Source organism: Serratia silvae (assembly GCF_023282985.1).
In the GTDB taxonomy this organism is placed as follows: Bacteria; Pseudomonadota; Gammaproteobacteria; order Enterobacterales; family Enterobacteriaceae; genus Chania; species Chania silvae.
In genome coordinates this window covers 156,083-172,940 of sequence record NZ_JAGQDC010000004.1, presented here as the reverse complement: position 1 = coordinate 172,940, position 16,858 = coordinate 156,083, and the positions used below count along the sequence as shown (strand labels likewise).

At 51.9% G+C, this 16,858-nt stretch carries 16 protein-coding genes and 1 tRNA gene; 13 read left to right on the top strand and 4 right to left on the bottom strand.

The annotated features are described in order from the left end of the window. The first annotated feature begins 121 nt into the window (after positions 1–121). Positions 122–574: a YeeE/YedE thiosulfate transporter family protein gene (locus KAJ71_RS07330; protein ID WP_248945108.1), complete on the top strand. Its 453-nt coding sequence runs from the start codon at positions 122–124 to the stop codon at positions 572–574. 104 nt (positions 575–678) lie between these two features. On the opposite strand, the gene KAJ71_RS07325 is transcribed toward KAJ71_RS07330, so the two are convergent. Continuing rightward, a complete protein-coding gene (locus tag KAJ71_RS07325; protein ID WP_248945107.1) occupies positions 679–1,428 on the bottom strand; it encodes an NAD-dependent epimerase/dehydratase family protein in 750 nt (249 codons plus the stop codon). A gap of 638 nt (positions 1,429–2,066) precedes the next feature. Between KAJ71_RS07325 and bglF the strand changes: the two genes are divergently transcribed. Both bglF and KAJ71_RS07315 read left to right on the top strand, forming a co-directional pair. After that, entirely contained in the window at positions 2,067–3,944 is a 1,878-nt protein-coding gene (gene bglF / locus KAJ71_RS07320) for a PTS beta-glucoside transporter subunit IIABC (protein WP_248945106.1), read from the top strand. A 23-nt stretch (positions 3,945–3,967) separates the two neighbouring features. Continuing rightward, the gene (locus KAJ71_RS07315; RefSeq protein WP_248945105.1) at positions 3,968–5,368 is read left to right on the top strand and encodes a glycoside hydrolase family 1 protein; all 1,401 of its coding nucleotides are present in this window, start codon (positions 3,968–3,970) and stop codon (positions 5,366–5,368) included. Between the two features lie 100 nt (positions 5,369–5,468). Here KAJ71_RS07315 and KAJ71_RS07310 read toward each other — a convergent pair whose 3' ends face one another. Next, entirely contained in the window at positions 5,469–6,068 is a 600-nt protein-coding gene (locus tag KAJ71_RS07310; RefSeq protein ID WP_248945104.1) for an HD domain-containing protein, read from the bottom strand. A gap of 135 nt (positions 6,069–6,203) precedes the next feature. On the opposite strand from KAJ71_RS07310, the gene KAJ71_RS07305 reads away from it, so the two are divergent. From KAJ71_RS07305 to KAJ71_RS07295, 3 genes are all read left to right on the top strand, one after another. Continuing rightward, a complete protein-coding gene (locus KAJ71_RS07305) occupies positions 6,204–6,629 on the top strand; it encodes an organic hydroperoxide resistance protein (RefSeq protein ID WP_248945103.1) in 426 nt (141 codons plus the stop codon). Between the two features lie 220 nt (positions 6,630–6,849). Next, positions 6,850–8,544, top strand: a complete 1,695-nt coding sequence (eptB, locus tag KAJ71_RS07300) for a kdo(2)-lipid A phosphoethanolamine 7''-transferase (protein WP_248945102.1) — start codon at positions 6,850–6,852, stop codon at positions 8,542–8,544. A gap of 123 nt (positions 8,545–8,667) precedes the next feature. Beyond that, positions 8,668–8,744: transfer RNA gene (locus KAJ71_RS07295), tRNA-Pro, on the top strand. A gap of 133 nt (positions 8,745–8,877) precedes the next feature. On the opposite strand, the gene KAJ71_RS07290 is transcribed toward KAJ71_RS07295, so the two are convergent. After that, positions 8,878–9,345, bottom strand: coding sequence for a hypothetical protein (locus tag KAJ71_RS07290; protein ID WP_248945101.1), 468 nt, complete (start codon positions 9,343–9,345; stop codon positions 8,878–8,880). A 1-nt stretch (position 9,346) separates the two neighbouring features. Next, positions 9,347–10,084: a winged helix-turn-helix domain-containing protein gene (locus tag KAJ71_RS07285; RefSeq protein ID WP_248945100.1), complete on the bottom strand. Its 738-nt coding sequence runs from the start codon at positions 10,082–10,084 to the stop codon at positions 9,347–9,349. Between the two features lie 383 nt (positions 10,085–10,467). On the opposite strand from KAJ71_RS07285, the gene KAJ71_RS07280 reads away from it, so the two are divergent. The 7 genes from KAJ71_RS07280 (at position 10,468) to KAJ71_RS07250 (ending at position 16,842) form a co-directional block, all read left to right on the top strand. Beyond that, positions 10,468–11,004 carry a fimbrial protein gene (locus tag KAJ71_RS07280; RefSeq protein WP_248945099.1) on the top strand — a complete coding sequence of 179 codons (537 nt, stop codon included), beginning with the start codon at positions 10,468–10,470 and terminating at the stop codon, positions 11,002–11,004. A 90-nt stretch (positions 11,005–11,094) separates the two neighbouring features. After that, positions 11,095–11,637, top strand: a complete 543-nt coding sequence (locus KAJ71_RS07275) for a fimbrial protein (protein ID WP_375540723.1) — start codon at positions 11,095–11,097, stop codon at positions 11,635–11,637. A 53-nt stretch (positions 11,638–11,690) separates the two neighbouring features. Beyond that, positions 11,691–14,264: an outer membrane usher protein gene (locus KAJ71_RS07270; RefSeq protein ID WP_248945098.1), complete on the top strand. Its 2,574-nt coding sequence runs from the start codon at positions 11,691–11,693 to the stop codon at positions 14,262–14,264. A 78-nt stretch (positions 14,265–14,342) separates the two neighbouring features. Beyond that, positions 14,343–15,125 (top strand): fimbria/pilus periplasmic chaperone, encoded by a 783-nt coding sequence (locus KAJ71_RS07265; protein WP_375540724.1) that lies wholly within the window; start codon positions 14,343–14,345, stop codon positions 15,123–15,125. A gap of 52 nt (positions 15,126–15,177) precedes the next feature. Next, entirely contained in the window at positions 15,178–15,816 is a 639-nt protein-coding gene (locus KAJ71_RS07260) for a fimbrial protein (RefSeq protein ID WP_248945097.1), read from the top strand. A gap of 13 nt (positions 15,817–15,829) precedes the next feature. Continuing rightward, positions 15,830–16,336, top strand: coding sequence for a fimbrial protein (locus KAJ71_RS07255; protein WP_248945096.1), 507 nt, complete (start codon positions 15,830–15,832; stop codon positions 16,334–16,336). Beyond that, positions 16,333–16,842, top strand: a complete 510-nt coding sequence (locus tag KAJ71_RS07250) for a fimbrial protein (RefSeq protein WP_248945095.1) — start codon at positions 16,333–16,335, stop codon at positions 16,840–16,842. Before KAJ71_RS07255 ends, KAJ71_RS07250 begins: the two co-directional genes overlap by 4 nt. Positions 16,843–16,858 lie beyond the last annotated feature (16 nt).

Genomic DNA, 16,858 nt, shown 5'->3' with positions numbered 1-16,858 from the left:
CTGTCTCTAGCGAGTAAAATGCCTGCGCCCTACCCAGGGCAAGCTGTTTACAATCTGGATATGGCATAGCCATAAAAAAGGAGTTTTTCCCTTATGACAGGTCTGTTTCTGGGGTTCCTTCTTGGATTTATCATGCAACGTGGGCGCTTTTGTGATTGCCAGCTGGTATATCCGCCAGCCGGGCGGTAAGCAGCTGTTTGCCTCTATCAATGCTCCGGCCTTACCGGATGCTTCGCTGATGCAGACGTTCGGCATGTCTCCCTGGCCTGCGGTGGTGCTGTTAACCGTGCTGACCGGCGTGCTGGTCTGGCACCATTTGAAACGTAAATCTTTCCCCGTTCCACAACCCAAACCGCGCAAGCAGGGCATTACCCACTGGCTGTTCGAAGCTCGCTGGCATCCCTTCGTCAGCGCGGTGCTGATCGGCGTGATTGCGCTGATGATTTCTGGCGAGTTTTTACGCGGCCTGGGAAGTATCATCGTCGGCGGGGTATTCATCCGTGTCTGTTTTGAAATGGTGATCATCGCCTTTAAAAACAACGAGTATCCGCGCAAGATTGCTGAAAAGCCGTAATGTTGTGAACGCTGGCGGTGGCATCATTAACACCACCTCCCAGCAAATAAGACTACTGGCAAATTCTCACCAGCTTACAAGGGGCGCTGTATACTTGCGCCCGCTTAGCTAAACCCGAGCAGGGTAAACGCATCGTCCTCGGGGTAGTAATCCAGCAGGCGTGTAGTTTCTTCCAACGACAATCTTTTATAGCGGTTGTTAGAGATGCCATGCACCACCGCATGCTGCACACCAGCAATGCGGATGCAGCGATCAAGTAGATTGGCGGCATCGCGGTGGCTCAGGAATGCGCTCATATCCCGTGCGCTGATCTGCTGGCCTGCTTCCAGCGTCGTGAAGTTGGCAATCCGCACCGACAGTGCAGAAAGCCCCTCCTGATGGGCAAAATAGGCGGCGATCCCTTCGCCAAACGCCTTGCTGGCCCCGTACATATTCTTTGGCTTCGGCGCATCGCCCGGGCGCACCTGGTAATCTAACGGATAGCCTTCCACCGCTTGTGCGCTGCTGGCAAATACCACGCGCTGGCAACCCGCGTCTTTCGCTGCACGGAAGATGTTGAACGTACCAAGGATATTGTTGTTCATCAGTGAGGAACAGAAGTCGGCATCCGCGGAAGGATCGGCGGCCAAATGCAGCACGGTATCGATGTTGGCGCAGGCCGCTCGGCAAGCCTCGAGATCGGTAATATCAAACGTCAGCGCTTCATCATTGGGCCGTAGATGGGTGAGCAAGCCAGTTTCTCTTTCGGCCAGGCGAAAGTCATAACGGTGGCCAGCGAACTGCTTGAACGCTGTCGCCACTCGGCCACCGGCACCAGTGATTAACACCCGCCCAAGTTCTGTACGTAATGCCATGGTCACTACTTTTCCTAAAACAAATTCTCTGGAGACTAGTAATAATACTCTGAGCTTTTTTTGTCCAGACTTTAGTTAGTTTTTCTGATGTATTTGTCTTTTTTCGTTAAGACATTTCTTTGTTTTTTGGTGGTTTGCGTCTGTTTTTTTGGGCGTGCACTCACCTTAAAGCGTTAAGTTATTAGCAATCAATAAGTAAAATTATAAATTTAATTATTTGTTTTATATGCTTTTTAATGGTTTTATCTCAGCGTGAAATGGTTGGTCAAACATACCTTTACGGTAACTTACATATAAAAAATAAGTTAGATTATCTAATATTTTGCCTGATCGTGTTGTTTTAACCGGGGGGCTAAGCCTGTGGGGTCAGGAGGGGGGATTTTGTATACTGGATCACACTTTGGCAACTTTATGGCGGAAAGCCTTGCCGCACTGAAAAACAGAATGTTACCGTCATAGCTCAACCGATTTAGGGTTGTCACTGCTTTGGCAGGCAAAACCTAAACCTCGAGTTTCTGTTTCCCCACGTTGGGATCAGAGGCAGCGAGGTTTAGGTTTTTTTTTGCGCTGAATTCCTCCACGACGATTGGCCATCGCCGTGGTTGGGGGCAGCAAGGTTAAGCATTAAGGATACTTTGATGAAATATCAGGAATTAGCCAGTGAGATCTTGGCCGGCGTCGGTGGCCGCGACAATGTGAAAAGCCTGGTGCATTGCGCCACCCGCCTGCGTTTTAAACTGCAAGAACACGGTAAGGCAGATGCGGAGGCGCTGAAGAAAAATCCGGGCGTCATCATGGTTGTGGAAAGCGGCGGACAGTTTCAGGTGGTGGTGGGTAACCATGTCGGAGAGGTTTATAACGCCTTGAATGCGCAGCTTGGCGCGGGTGAAGCCGCTCCCGCCAGTGCACAAGAGGATAAAAAGGAAAACCTGCTTAGCCGCTTTATAGACGTGGTTTCCGGCATTTTTACCCCATTGCTCGGTGTGATGGCGGCCTCGGGGATCCTGAAGGGCTTCCTGGCGTTGAGCCTGGCCTGCGGTTGGCTGTTGGATAGTAGCGGTACCTACAAGCTGCTGTTTGCGTCCAGTGATGCGCTGTTCTATTTCTTACCGATCATGCTGGGTTACACCGCCGGTAAGAAATTTGGCGGTAACGTCTTTGTCACCATGGCCATCGGAGGGGCGCTGACGCATCCATTGATGATGGGGGCTTTTGACGCGGCACAGCTTCCGAGTAGCCAGCCGGAGTATTTCCTCGGCATCCCTATCACCTTTATCAACTACAGCTCGTCGGTCATTCCGATCATTTTTGCCGCCTGGGTGTCCTGCCGCCTGGAGCCGTTATTTAACCGCGTGTTGCACAGCGCACTGCGGAATTTTGTGACGCCACTGATGTGTCTGGTGATCACGGTGCCGCTCACCTTCCTGTTGATTGGCCCGGCGGCCACCTGGTTGAGCCACATGCTGGCCAACGGCTATCAGGCCATTTATGCGTTTAACCCGATTGTTGCCGGTGCCTTTATGGGGGCAGCTTGGCAGGTTTGTGTGATCTTCGGCCTGCATTGGGGGCTGATACCGCTGATGCTCAACAATATGAGCGTGTTTGGCCGTGACACCCTGTCTCCGTTGCTGCTGCCAGCAGTGATGGGGCAGGTGGGGGCCACGCTGGGCGTGATGTTGCGTACCCGCGATGCCAAGCTGCGGGTGATGGCGGGTTCTGCCGTTACCGCCGGTATCTTTGGTATTACCGAGCCTGCGGTGTATGGGGTTACGTTGCCAAATAAACGGCCGTTTATTTTCGGCTGTATCGGTGGCGCGCTGGGCGGCGCGGTGATTGGTTATTTCCACACGGCAACCTATTCGTTTGGTTTGGTCAGTATCTTCACCTTTGCCCAAATCATTCCGGCGGGCGGTTTTGACTCTACGGTCCTGGGGGCGATTGCCGGTACGTTGGTGTCGTTTGTGTTCGCGACCATTGCCAGCTATCTGTTCGGTATCGTACCGCCAGCGGAACAACCGGCTGAAGCGGCACCTGCCCCGGCTCCACAGGCACCGCTCAACCGTAAGCAGCAGATCACCAGCCCGATTGCTGGCGACATCATCCCGTTGGACCAGGTTCAGGATGCCACCTTTGCCAGCGGCTTGCTGGGTAAAGGAGTGGCCATTGAACCGCACCAGGGCCGAGTGGTAGCACCGGTTAATGGCTGCGTGGCATCGCTGTTCAAAACCAAGCACGCCATCGGCATTGAATCGGATGAGGGGGCCGAGGTGCTCATCCACGTGGGCATCGATACCGTCAAACTTAACGGCCTGCATTTTACCGCGCATATCAAAGAGGGCGATCGCGTCAAACAGGGCGATCTGCTGATCGAGTTTGACCAGGAGGCGATCCGCGCTGCGGGCTTTGATACCACCACACCGATCATCATCAGCAACAGCGACGACTATGTCGATGTGCTTACCAACGGCCAAAGTCCGGTGCAGGAACAGGCACCGCTGCTGACACTATTACGTTAATCAGGTTTATTGAGGAGAAGGCGATGAGTTGCAAATTTCCACAGCATTTTCTATGGGGCGGCGCGGTCGCGGCAAATCAGGTTGAAGGAGCGTATCTGGAGGATGGCAAAGGCCTTTCAACGTCAGATTTGCAACCCCAAGGGATCTTTGGCGGGCTGACGCCGCGCGTTGCCGGAGACAGCGGTATCAAGGATGTGGCGATCGATTTCTACCACCGTTACCCTGAAGATATCGCACTGTTTGCCGAAATGGGCTTTAAGTGCCTGCGTACCTCGATCGCCTGGACGCGCATTTTCCCGCAAGGGGACGAAGAAGTGCCGAATGAGGCCGGGCTGGCATTTTACGATCGGCTGTTCGATGAGATGGCGAAATACGGCATTCAGCCGTTAATCACCCTGTCGCATTACGAAATGCCCTATGCACTGACGCAAAAATACGGCGGTTGGGGTAATCGCAAACTTATTGAGTTTTTTGAGCGTTATGCTCGCACGGTGTTCGAGCGTTATAAGCATAAGGTCAAGCACTGGCTGACCTTCAATGAGATCAACATGTCGCTGCATGCGCCGTTCACCGGTGTGGGACTGCCAGAAGACAGCAGCAAAAGCGAGATTTACCAGGCGATCCACCATCAACTGGTGGCCAGTGCCAAGGCAGTAAAAGCCTGCCATGAGATTGTGCCGGACGGTAAGATCGGCAATATGTTGCTGGGCGGTATTCTTTATCCGCTGAGCTGCAAGCCGGAAGACCTGTTGGAAACCCAGCGTCAGAACCGCGACTGGATGTTCTTTGGTGACGTGCAGGTGCGCGGTGCGTACCCGGCCTATATGAAGCGTTTCTTCCGTGAGAATGACATTCAGGTGACGATCACTGAGGAAGATAAGCAGGCGCTGCGCGAAACCGTCGATTTCATCTCGTTCAGTTACTATATGAGCGGCTGCGTTACCACTGACGAAGAAAAGAACCAGACCGCCCGGGCCAACATCCTCAACATGGTACCTAACCCGCATCTGGCAAGCTCGGAGTGGGGCTGGCAGATCGACCCGGTGGGGCTGCGCTATCTGCTCAACGTGCTGTATGACCGCTATCAGAAACCGCTGTTTATCGTCGAGAACGGGCTGGGAGCGAAAGACCGCATCGAGGCTGACGGCAGCATCAACGACGATTACCGCATTGACTATATCAACGACCATCTGGTGCAGGTTGCAGAAGCGATCGATGATGGGGTTGAGGTTATGGGTTACACCAGTTGGGGGCCGATCGATCTGGTCAGCGCTTCCAAAGCGGAAATGGCGAAACGTTACGGCTTTATCTATGTTGATCGCGATGACGCAGGCAACGGTAGCCTGGAACGCCGCCGCAAGAAGAGTTTTTACTGGTATCGCGATGTGATCCACAGCAATGGTAGCAGCTTGAAAATAAAGTAATTACTCAGGAAAACAGGCCCCTCACCCTAGCCCTCTCCCACAGGTAGAGGGCTAGGGTGAGGGGCCATCACAGTGCTTATGTCTCCCACCCATCTCAAGCTTACGCCACCTCGTTTTCCTGATAGCGCTGACGAGCATGTTCAAACCAACGGGCCGGAACGTTATGCGGTGGCAGCAGCAGCGACTGTAAACCCTGTTCGATGATACAGCTAGCCTGCTTCCACAGCTGTGGATCGCCTTCGGTCAGCACTTCCAGCAGACGCTGTTTCTCCACCAGGTAGGTTTTGGCGAAGTGGCTATCGTATTGCAGCAGGGAGCGGGTGTTGTCGATCAAATCTGCCAGCTTGATGGTTTTGGCCTGTGGGGAGGCGGCGGCGCTATGCTGGCGATCGCGGTTCTTGCGTTGATAGCGATTCTCCCCGCTGCCGACGCTAACGTTGGTCAGCATAGCGACCAAGCCCGCAACCTGCGCCCCAAAATGGCTTTCGATGTCGGCCAGCGTGGTGGGGGTATCTTCTACGGTGTCATGCAACCAGGCTGCAGCTAGCATAGCTTCGCTGTGCGGCACGCTGCTGACAATCTCCATCACCGCCTGTGGATGCACAATATACGGGGCGTTAGTGTATTTGCGACGCTGATCGATCGCTCCATGCGCTTTTGAGGCATAGCGGCGGGCGCATTCGGCCAATGTGTCAGTCATGCTTTTGATTTCCCTGCGGCATCCGATAGATAAAACCTAGCATACCGAGCCGCTAGCAGAAAGACGATCGCGGGTTGTGGTCTACACTGGATCGGATGCATTACTACATATCACCAACCCGAAAAGGAACGATCTATGTCTATCGAGAAAGTAGTTTATCGCGCCCATGCCAAGGCAACCGGCGGTCGTGATGGCCGTGCAATCTCATCCGACGGCGTGTTGGATGTGAAATTAGGCGTACCGAAAGAGATGGGCGGGGCAGGGGGAGAGGTCACCAACCCGGAACAGCTGTTTGCCGCAGGTTACTCTGCGTGCTTTCTGGGGGCATTGAAGTTTGTCGCCTCGAAAGAAAAAGTGAAAATTCCTGCCGAAGCCTCTATTGAGGGCACCGTCGGTATCGGTGAGATCCCCAACGGTTTTGGCATTGAGGTTCAGCTGGATATCAGCCTGCCGGGCGTCGAACGTAGCGTCGCGGAAGAGTTAGTGAAGAAAGCCCATGTGGTATGCCCATATTCCAATGCCACGCGCGGCAATATCGATGTAACCCTTAAGATTAAGTAATGTTTCCTGCCAAAAACCGGTGAAAGTGGGGGAGCCATGCTCCCCCATCGCTGGCCCTGCCTGCGTAAATTTCAGCAAAAAAGTGGCAAAAAATGCCTGTTTGGTGAGATTTTTCTTGATTCTGTTCGGCAGAATAGTGCTTATTGCCCATCGGCTGAACCTGAGGGCATATCGATTGTCTGATGGTTTCAGAACTTGAAGCTCGGAGCCACTGCGTTACATGAACAAAGTTAAATCGCTATCACAGCAGAATTTATCGTTATTGTTAGCGATCTATATCGGCATCTTTTTAAACCTTTCCGTTTTCTATCGTCGCTTTGATTCCTTTGCGCACGGCATTCAGGGGATCAAGGTTGTTTCTGCGGTGACAGAAGTCATCGCTATTGTCCTGTTCACCTTCTTTATCATGCGGCTGGTATCCCTGGGGGGCCGGCTGTTCTACCGCATCGTTGCCTCTTTGCTGGTGCTGATTTCCGTTGCAGCCAGTTACTACATGACGTTCTTCAACGTGGTGATTGGCTATGGGATTATCGTTTCGGTGATGACTACCGATATCGATCTCTCCAAAGAGGTGATTGGGCTGAACTTTGCGCTGTGGATGATTGTGGTCAGTGCTTTGCCGCTGCTGTGCATCTGGAGCAATAACCTGCGTGACACCCTGATCGAACAAATGAAAACGCCAGGGCAGCGGATTAAGCCACTGCTGATCATGTTGGCGGTGGTGGCACTGGTGTGGCTGCCGTTGCGTACCCTGGATAAAGAGCAAAACGCACAGGAAAAGATCACCAATATCGATCTGCCAAGTTACGGTGGCGTGGTTGCACACTCTTATCTGCCTTCCAACTGGCTTTCGGCGCTGGGGCTGTTTGCCTATACCCGCTACGATGAAAGCACTGACGCGGCCAACCTGTTCGACCCAAGCAAGCACTTCACCTATGTTGCCCCTGAGGGCATAGATGACACCTACGTGGTGTTTATTATCGGTGAAACCACCCGCTGGGATCATATGGGTATCCTGGGCTATGAGCGTGATACCACGCCTAAGCTGTCGCAGGAGAAAAACCTGGTGGCATTCCGGGGGGAATCTTGTGACACCTCTACCAAGCTTTCGTTGCGCTGTATGTTCGTGCGCGAGCATGGCACCTCGGATAACCCGCAGCGAACCCTGAAAGAGCAGAATATCTTCGCCGTACTTAAAGAGCTGGGCTTCACTTCCGAGTTGTTCGCAATGCAGAGCGAGGTGTGGTTCTACAATAATACCGATGTGGATAACTACTCATTCCGTGAAATGATCGCCTCAGAGAAGCGTAACGATGGCAAATCGGTGGACGATATGCTGCTGGTGGATGAGATGAAAGAGTCACTGGCTCGTTATCCGAACGGCAAACATCTGGTGATCCTGCATACCAAAGGGTCGCATTACCTCTATTCGCAGCGCTATCCACGCAGCTTCGCCCGTTATCAGCCGGAATGCATGGGCGTGGATGAGTTTTGCTCCAAGGAGCGCTTGATTAACGCCTATGACAACTCGGTGCTGTACACCGATACCTTTATCGACAGCGTGATCGATCAGGTGCGTGATAAGAAAGCCATCGTGTTTTATGCGGCCGATCATGGTGAATCCATAGGTGAAAACTCGCATCTGCATGGAACACCGCGTGAAATGGCCCCGCCGGAGCAGTTCCGTGTGCCGATGATCGTCTGGGCTTCTGACAAATACCTCGAAGACCCGCAGCATAAGAGTGCGTTTGAGCAGTTACAGGTTCAACAGCGGGTTGGCCAACCGCACCGCCACGTTGAGCTGTTTGATTCCATCCTCGGCTGCCTGGGTTACACTTCGCCAGACGGCGGTATTGTCGAGAGCAATAACTGGTGCCACCTTCCGCAGAGCAAAGTGGACGCCAAGGCGCTGTAAACCACCAGCAAGGCCGTATTCGCTCAGATACTGGCCTTTCTGGCGCTTTTAGCGCCACTTGGCAGGCAGTGATGAAAAAGAGATTGACGCGTATACGGCCCGGCAGTAAGATGCGCCCCGCATCGGCGAGTAGCGCAGCTTGGTAGCGCAACTGGTTTGGGACCAGTGGGTCGGAGGTTCGAATCCTCTCTCGCCGACCACATTCAAGAAAGCCCGCTTTTTAAGCGGGCTTTTTTACGTCTGGAATTTATGAGGATGAGAACCTCCGAAGGAGGCCGACAAATCTGTCGGGAACAGATTTGCATATCGCGTCAGCGATACCCCCGATAGAGATTAGTTATTGGTGCAAAGAAGCATTGGGAACCCCCGCCCTCTGAGTAGAAAAATACCGTCATCGAGCTTATGGAAAGTCATGTAATAGACAGACGTTCTATTCCTAAGATCACCCCATGAGTTATCCGGTGTGTTGTCATCGTATTTTTTTACTGTTTTATTATACTCGACCGTATAGGTTCCATTTTTGTCGGTTTCATTATAAATGAAAAAGTTATCATTATCGATGGTGTGTTTTTTCCCCTTTATCTCCATTTTTCCAAAAGCGCTTTGAAATCCTGAGTTATCATCGTAAAAGAAAACGTTAACTTTTTGAAATATATTGGTGTTTACTGACTTGAAATGTAATTCAATGTTGTAATTACACGTGAATAGTAACTTCCTAGCCTTTATTTTTTTCTCGTAGCTATAAATTGAAATAGCTATAATTAATATGATTCCGGCTATTAATATGGCGTTTTTTTTCATGTTATTCATACTTGATGCTGAAACATTTTGTTTTTTGGTCCCCATGGGATTTAAGACATGCGCCAATAAAAACATAGTCATCTATTGATTTTAAATCGCTGTAATATATGCTGTAGCCCTTCGTTTTACACTCGTCTTTAAAGTTTGCTCGTTCAAGTACATTATCCAATATTTTATCTCTAACATGTAATAATGGGTTGTCTAATGAGTAAATATGACATTTCTCATAAACCTCCACTAAAGAAGTAGTGGACTTTTTCATTTTTATCTCCTTCTGTTGTACAATTGAATAATAAAGAATTACAAATGCTGCTATGCAGAATGCAAAAAACGATATGACCCATTTTTTACCTTTTACTGATATCGCTTTTATTTCCTCGTTTTCATCTTTTGTTGTATTTGTTTCTGTGGGTAAAATATCAATATTGCAATTAAACTTGAACCCTACCTTTGGGATGGTGATGATAACTTTCTCTGTAATGCCAAGGCTTGATATGGCTTTCCTTAACTCACTTACCGCGTTGTAAAGGTTGTTGTTTGATGGTGTGAGTCCAAAATCCTCCCAAGTATGTTTCAGCAAATAATCACGGCTTAAGTCATTCCCTGTGTTTTTTATCAACTCCATTAGTAACCGTGAGGCCTGATTAGACAAGACCAATGAATTTTGTTCCTCTTGAACCTGTGATAGTTCTTTTGATTCCGGTGAATATTTAATCACCTTATTGATGATATAAAGCATAAGAAATACTCATTAAGTGTGCGAGAAAGGGTTTTTTATAGGTAATCCCCACGCGAGTCAAACCATTAAGAACACTTCGTATTTATAGATGGGATACTTAAATCTAGTAATGTTTGTTAACCCTTGGTTTTTTTATGAGTAATCTTGAGTAATTCTTATTTTTTAGAGTAAAAATCTAAATAAGTGCTATTTTTTAATGCAAATATCTAATTTTTGTTTTTATGGTAGCTTTATCCACATCGGCAGACTTGAGGCTGCTTGTGTTTTACTGGCCTTGCCAAAGACACCAAGGAAGCAGTTTTAGGGGGCTGACGATAAAACACATGGATCTCGCATCCATTGAAACTGAGACTTATGGAATTTAAATTTTAAGGACTTTTTGCATGAAACTGAACAAGATCATGATGGTAGCAGTGATGGCTTTTGGTATGTCTTCTCTGGCTCACGCAGCGGTAAAAGATCAGGGGCACGGTAAAGTGACCTTTACCGGTTCTATCATCGATGCACCATGTTCTATCACCCCTGATAGCATCGATCAGACGATTGAGCTAGGCCAGATTTCTAAAGTAGCGCTGAAAGACGGCGGTAAATCTACCCCACGTAATTTCTCCATCGATTTGGAAAACTGCGAAGTGGGTGAGAAAGACAACAATAAAGTCACCGTGACCTTCACCGGTATGGAGTCTATTGCTAGCAATGGTCTGCTGGGGATTACCGGTACGGCAAAAGGAGCTAGCGTCGCGATCACCGATGGTTCAGGTAAAGTGATTGAACTGGGCAAGGCAACCAAGGCGCAACTGCTGCAAAATGGTAATAACACCCTGAGCTTTGCCGCTTATATGCAGGGTGATGGCGCCTCTGCTGCCGTGACTGAAGGTGAATTCCAGACGGTTGCCGATTTCACGTTGGCTTACCAGTAAGTATTACTCCCTTTATTTTAAGTTACGCGTTTTGCATGCGGAGAAATCCGCATGCTTTTCCTAGGAGAGAAGTGGAATAAGGATCGGGCCATGCTGGGCATAAAAAATATCACGATAGTGTTTTCTTTCATATTTCTCATGACTCCCTTTACTTCTCAGGCGGTAAATATTGCTCAGGGATGGGGACGGGTCAATATGCAAGGAGCCATTATTGATACCGCTTGTGCGATTGCCGTAGAGAGTCGCGATCAGACTATTGATCTGGGTATTGTTCCTGTGGCAGATATTATTCGTGATGGCCATGGCCGTAGTAAACCCTTCACCATTGAACTGGTGAATTGTGATTTAGAACGTGATGGTAATAAATTCCCGGACTGGAAAAATTTTCAGGTGACTTTTGATGGTGATGCCGAGGGGGCATTATTTGGTGTGCAAGGGGACGCATCAGGCGTAGCGCTACAAATTAATGAATCTGGCGGCCATGCCGCCATCCCGGGAAGTCCTTTGCCACTGAGGAATATAACGCCTGGCGCTATGCAGCTTAACTACACCATGAAGTTGGTAGCGAATAACCATGCATTGAAAGCCGGGAGTTACTTTTCATCCATCCGTTTTAAATTGGATTATTTCTAAACGACGTTAATACATCGCCGTCGTAAGCAGGCATTAATAAAAAGGTTAGGGATATGGGATTGTCACCTGCAGGGAAGTTGGCTCGTCTGCAAGTCTTGGGGCTGTGTATTTCCCTTGCGCTGGGCACACCATCGATGGTGGTGTTTGCTGCCGAGGAAATTCAATTTAATACCGACGTGCTGGATGTGAATGATCGACGGAATATCGATCTCAGCCAGTTTTCCCGAGGTGGTTACATCATGCCAGGCACTTACGGCATGGCGGTACATGTCAACAAGAATGACCTGCCAGAGCAGCAGATCCCGTTTTATGTGCCGGAGGATGAACCGAGCGGCAGCCGCGCCTGTATCAACCAGGCGCTGGCGAACGAGCTGGGATTCAAGGAAGGCGTGCTCAAGGAGGTGACCTGGTGGCATGGCGGCGAATGTCTGGACGAGGGCAGCGTGCAGGGGATGGAAGTGCGGGGCGATCTGGCCACCAACGCCCTGTACCTGAATATCCCGCAAGCCTTCCTGGAGTACACCGCAGAGAACTGGGATCCGCCGTCGCGCTGGGATGACGGGATCCCCGGGCTGTTACTGGATTATAACCTCAATACGCGGACGCAAAAGCAGTCGAAGCAGGGGGCGAGCAGCTACAACCTCAGCGGCAATGGTACCGCAGGGGCCAATCTGGGGTCCTGGCGTCTGCGGGCAGACTGGCAGGCCAATATCAACCATCAGACCGGGTCGGGGCGACCAACAGACAAGCAGTTGCAGTGGAGCCGTTATTACGCCTACCGCGCCATTCCGACATTGCGCTCGAAGTTGATGATGGGGGAGAACTACCTGGATTCAGGCATGTTCGACAGCTTCCGCTTTAGCGGGGTCAGCCTGTTGTCGGATGACAACATGCTGCCACCGAATCTGCGTGGCTACGCCCCGGAAGTGGTCGGCGTGGCGAAAACCAACGCCAAGGTGACTATCAGCCAGCAAGGGCGGGTGCTGTATGAAACGACGGTCGCTTCAGGGCCGTTCCGTATTCAGGACATCAACGATGCGGTCAGCGGCGAGCTGGAGGTGCGGGTAGAAGAACAGGATGGCAGCGTACAGACGTTCACGGTGAACACAGCCAGCATCCCGTATCTGACGCGCCCAGGGTCGGTGCGCTTCAAATTGGCAGCGGGTAAACCCTCGGACTGGCAACACCATTCGCGTGGCCCGCTATTTGGTACTGGGGAGTTTTCCTGGGGGGTGAGCAACGGTTGGTCGCTGTATGGCGGCGCACTGGCAGGCGGGGATTATAACGCACTGTCGATGGGCCTTGGACGTGACCTGATGGCGCTGGGGGCGCTGTCCTTTGACGCTACCCAGTCACGGGCGCGATTGCCACAGGAAAGTGGCACGCTCAGCGGCGGCTCATACCGCCTGAGCTATTCGAAGAACTTCGATGAGTACGACAGCCAGGTGACCTTTGCCGGCTACCGCTTCTCTGAGCAGAACTTTATGAGCATGAGCGAGTACCTGGATGCGCGCTATTACGGCACCCGGACCGGTAGTGGTAAGCAGATGTACACCATCACCTTTAATAAACACTTCCGTGATTGGGGGCTGAGCAGCTACATCAATTACAGCCATGAGACCTACTGGGATCGCCCGGCCAATGACCGTTATAACCTGACGATGTCGCGCTATTTCGACGTGGGGCGGTTGCGTAATCTGAGCCTGTCGTTGTCGGCATACCGCAACCAATATAACGGCATCAAAGATGATGGCGCTTACCTGTCGCTGTCGCTGCCGTGGGGCAATAAGTCAACGGTCAGCTATGACACTACGGTGAACCGCAAAGACACCACCCACCGCGTGGGGTACTTCACCCGGGTAGATGAACACAATAACTATCAGCTCAATGCCGGTAGCTCGCGCAGCGGGGTCAACATGAGTGGCTATTACAACCATGAGGGGGATATTGCCCGCATGAGTGCCAACGCCAGTTATCAGCAGAATAGCTATAGCGCTTTCGGCTTGTCGCTACAGGGCGGGATGACGATGACCGCCGAGGGTGGTGCCGCGCACCGTTCCGGGATGCCGGGCAGTACCCGGATGCTGATTGACACTCAGGGGGTGCCGAATGTGCCGGTGCGCGGCTATGGCAGCACCAGCCGAACCAACCTCTGGGGCAAGGCGGTGATAGGCGATGTGAACAGCTACTACCGCAACAAGGCGAGCATCGACCTGAATCAGCTGGGGGATAACGCAGAAGCCACCAACTCGGTGGTGCAGGCCACGCTGACGGAAGGGGCCATTGGCTATCGCCAGTTTGATGTGATTGCCGGTGAGAAGGCGATGGCGGTGATTAAGCTGGCCGATGGCAGTGAGCCACCGTTTGGTGCCACGGTAATCAATGCCCGCAAACAGGAAACCGGCATTGTTAATGACGGCGGTAGCGTCTATCTGAGCGGCATTAAAGCGGATGAAACCATGACGGTGCAGTGGAATGGTAGTGCCCAGTGCGAAGTGCGCATGCCAACTCCACTGCCAGCGGACATGCTAATGAATACCTTGCTGCTGCCGTGCCATCTGGTGAGCGCGAAAGCGCCTGCCGGTGATAAACCGACGGCTGCGTCATACGACGATGTGGAGGCATAACCTTCACCGTTGCATGACGAGAAAGGCATACGGTTTTAATCAACCACATTCAGAGGCCCAAAGGCCGGGAAAGAAATGATGCAGAACGATATGTTGAAAACGAACAACCCTTTACCGCGTGGCACGCGAATGCCAGCGTTGCTGACGGTCGCTCTGTTGAGCGCAATGGCTGCTCAGCAGGCGCAGGCCGCGATTGCCCTAGACCGTACGCGGGTTATTTTTGACGGCAGCCAGAAGTCGGTGAGCCTGAGCGTCAGCAACCAAAACAAGCAACTGCCGTATCTGGCGCAGGGCTGGATTGAGGATGAGCAGGGCAACAAAATCCAGACTCCACTCACCGTGCTACCGCCGGTGCAGCGTATTGAGCCAGGTAAACCGAGCCAGGTAAAAATCCAGGCGCTGCCCGCGGCCAAGCTGCTCAAGCAGGATCGTGAGACGGTGTACTACTTCAACCTGCGGGAAATCCCACCGAAGAGCACCAAGGCGAACACATTGCAAATTGCGTTGCAGACGCGCATCAAGCTGTTCTACCGCCCGGTGGGTATAGCGATAGACACAAATGCCGCGCCGCCGCAGGAGCAGATGACGCTGAGCAAGCAGGGTGACAAGTACCTGGTCAACAACCCGACACCGTATTACGTGACCATTGTGGACGCCAGCAGCAAAAAAGACGGGGCCGGGGTAAAAGGCTTTGAACCGCTGATGGTGCCGCCGAAAGGTAGCCTGCCGCTGACGGTGAGCGCGGCCAGTGTGGGCGGTAGCCCGGTGCTGACCTATATCAACGACTACGGTGGCCGGCCGCAGCTGAGTTTCAGTTGCAACGGCAGCACCTGCACAGTGATACCGGAAAAGAAAGCATAGCAGAGCAATATCTGACGGTGCCGGACACCGGCGAAGCGTAGGGAGAAAGGGCATGAGCTTGACATACACACGGTGCGAACATCGGCAGCGAGGGTCAGCCGAATTAAGGTACTACAGCACGTTGGGCGTGTTGGCGCTGGGTGCGATAGTGTGGCTGCTGCCACCGGCGCAGGCGGCGGTGGACAATTATGTCGAAGGCGCTAACGGCACGCTGTATGTGCATGGCGCACTGACGGAGAGCGCCTGTCGTCTGGAGATGACCAGTGCGTATCAGGATATCGCGCTGGGTGAGATCGGCACGGGACGCCTGCAAACCATGGGTGCCCAGGGTGAACCGGTACGGTTCGAACTGCGCTTGACCGATTGTTTGCGCAGTTCGGCGGGCAGCCGGAATGTGCGTACCGGCGGCCTGACCTGGGCAGACAATCAACCGGCGGTGACGGTGAGTTTTACTGCGCCGCGTGATGCGGATAACCCTCAGCTAGTGCAGGTGCGGGGCGTTTCTGGCCTTGGGTTGCGACTGGAAAACGGCTACGGTCAGGATGTGTGGTTGGGCAGCCGGGGCAAGCCGCTGCTGTTGACGCCGGGGCAGGACAGCCTGAGCTATACCGTCACCCCTGAACGTACGCCAGCTGCTCTGGTGGCGGGCAGTTACCGGGCGGTAGTGGATTTTCAGCTGAGTTATGACTGAGGTGGTCGGGACGATGAAGGGAACAGTAACACTGCATCGACTTGCTTGGCGAACGCTGGCCGGCTTACTGACCGCCCTGCCGATGCTGGCATTGGCAGCGGGGTCGGGGTCAATCACGATCAAGGTGACCGTGCTGGCGCCGCTGCCCTGCGTGATAAACGACGACCGACCTATCGAGGTGTGGTTCGGTGATGACCTGCTGACCAGTAAGATTGACGGTAGCAACTACCTAAAGTCGGTGGATTACAGCTTGGATTGTAAGGCGAACACCAAAAATGCGATGAAGCTAAAGGTGGAAGGCAATGCCACAAACTTTGAGCGCAGTGCGCTGAAAACGAATATGCCGGATCTGGGCATCGCATTAAAAGCTGACGGCAGTGCATTAACGATCAATAACTGGGTTAACTTTAATTATCCAGATAAGCCGGTCTTGCAGGCTGTGCCGGTCAAACGCCCCGGCACCACGTTAAGCGGTGGTGATTTTACGTCTACGGCTACGCTGATGGTGGGCTATCAATGAAACAGCATAACAGAACACGGCGTGGTGCCGTGGTTGTCGCCAGCATGCTGCTGAGTTTGGCAGCGCAGGCCAGCAATATGAGCTTTTACGGCACCTTGGTGGAGCTGGCACCTTGTACGGTCAACAACGGTGAAAATATGAAGATTGAATTTGATGATATCAAGGTGGGGGATGTTAATGGTGTTAATTACAATAAGATTTTTTCTGTGCCATTAAGGTGTGATGCTAATACAAAGATTGTACTTAAGCATTTAGGGACTGCGACATCATTTAATTCTGCTGCGGTGCAAACGAACATTGCTGATTTTGGTATCCAGCTTTCAGAACTTCATTCTCAAGAGGGGAAAGCCACGCCAATTACCGTAGGGAAAAGCGTGCTCCTATTTGATGGACAAGAGGTTCCGAAGAGTATCGTGTTAGGTGCCATTCCCGTGAAAAAAAACGGCGCGAAATTAAAAACAGGGAATTTTACTGGCGTTTCAACTTTGCAATTGGAGTATCCCTAGGGAGCTGTTATGTGGT

Coding starts and splice junctions, on each gene's coding strand:
- bglF (WP_248945106.1), top strand. CDS start 2,067: ATGAAATATCAGGAATTAGCCAGTGAGATCTTGGCCGGCGTCGGTGGC.
- KAJ71_RS07285 (WP_248945100.1), bottom strand. CDS start 10,084: ATGCTTTATATCATCAATAAGGTGATTAAATATTCACCGGAATCAAAA.
- KAJ71_RS07315 (WP_248945105.1), top strand. CDS start 3,968: ATGAGTTGCAAATTTCCACAGCATTTTCTATGGGGCGGCGCGGTCGCG.
- eptB (WP_248945102.1), top strand. CDS start 6,850: ATGAACAAAGTTAAATCGCTATCACAGCAGAATTTATCGTTATTGTTA.
- KAJ71_RS07310 (WP_248945104.1), bottom strand. CDS start 6,068: ATGACTGACACATTGGCCGAATGCGCCCGCCGCTATGCCTCAAAAGCG.
- KAJ71_RS07260 (WP_248945097.1), top strand. CDS start 15,178: ATGAGCTTGACATACACACGGTGCGAACATCGGCAGCGAGGGTCAGCC.
- KAJ71_RS07325 (WP_248945107.1), bottom strand. CDS start 1,428: ATGGCATTACGTACAGAACTTGGGCGGGTGTTAATCACTGGTGCCGGT.
- KAJ71_RS07275 (WP_375540723.1), top strand. CDS start 11,095: ATGCTGGGCATAAAAAATATCACGATAGTGTTTTCTTTCATATTTCTC.
- KAJ71_RS07290 (WP_248945101.1), bottom strand. CDS start 9,345: ATGAAAAAAAACGCCATATTAATAGCCGGAATCATATTAATTATAGCT.
- KAJ71_RS07270 (WP_248945098.1), top strand. CDS start 11,691: ATGGGATTGTCACCTGCAGGGAAGTTGGCTCGTCTGCAAGTCTTGGGG.
- KAJ71_RS07255 (WP_248945096.1), top strand. CDS start 15,830: ATGAAGGGAACAGTAACACTGCATCGACTTGCTTGGCGAACGCTGGCC.
- KAJ71_RS07265 (WP_375540724.1), top strand. CDS start 14,343: ATGCAGAACGATATGTTGAAAACGAACAACCCTTTACCGCGTGGCACG.
- KAJ71_RS07250 (WP_248945095.1), top strand. CDS start 16,333: ATGAAACAGCATAACAGAACACGGCGTGGTGCCGTGGTTGTCGCCAGC.
- KAJ71_RS07280 (WP_248945099.1), top strand. CDS start 10,468: ATGAAACTGAACAAGATCATGATGGTAGCAGTGATGGCTTTTGGTATG.
- KAJ71_RS07305 (WP_248945103.1), top strand. CDS start 6,204: ATGTCTATCGAGAAAGTAGTTTATCGCGCCCATGCCAAGGCAACCGGC.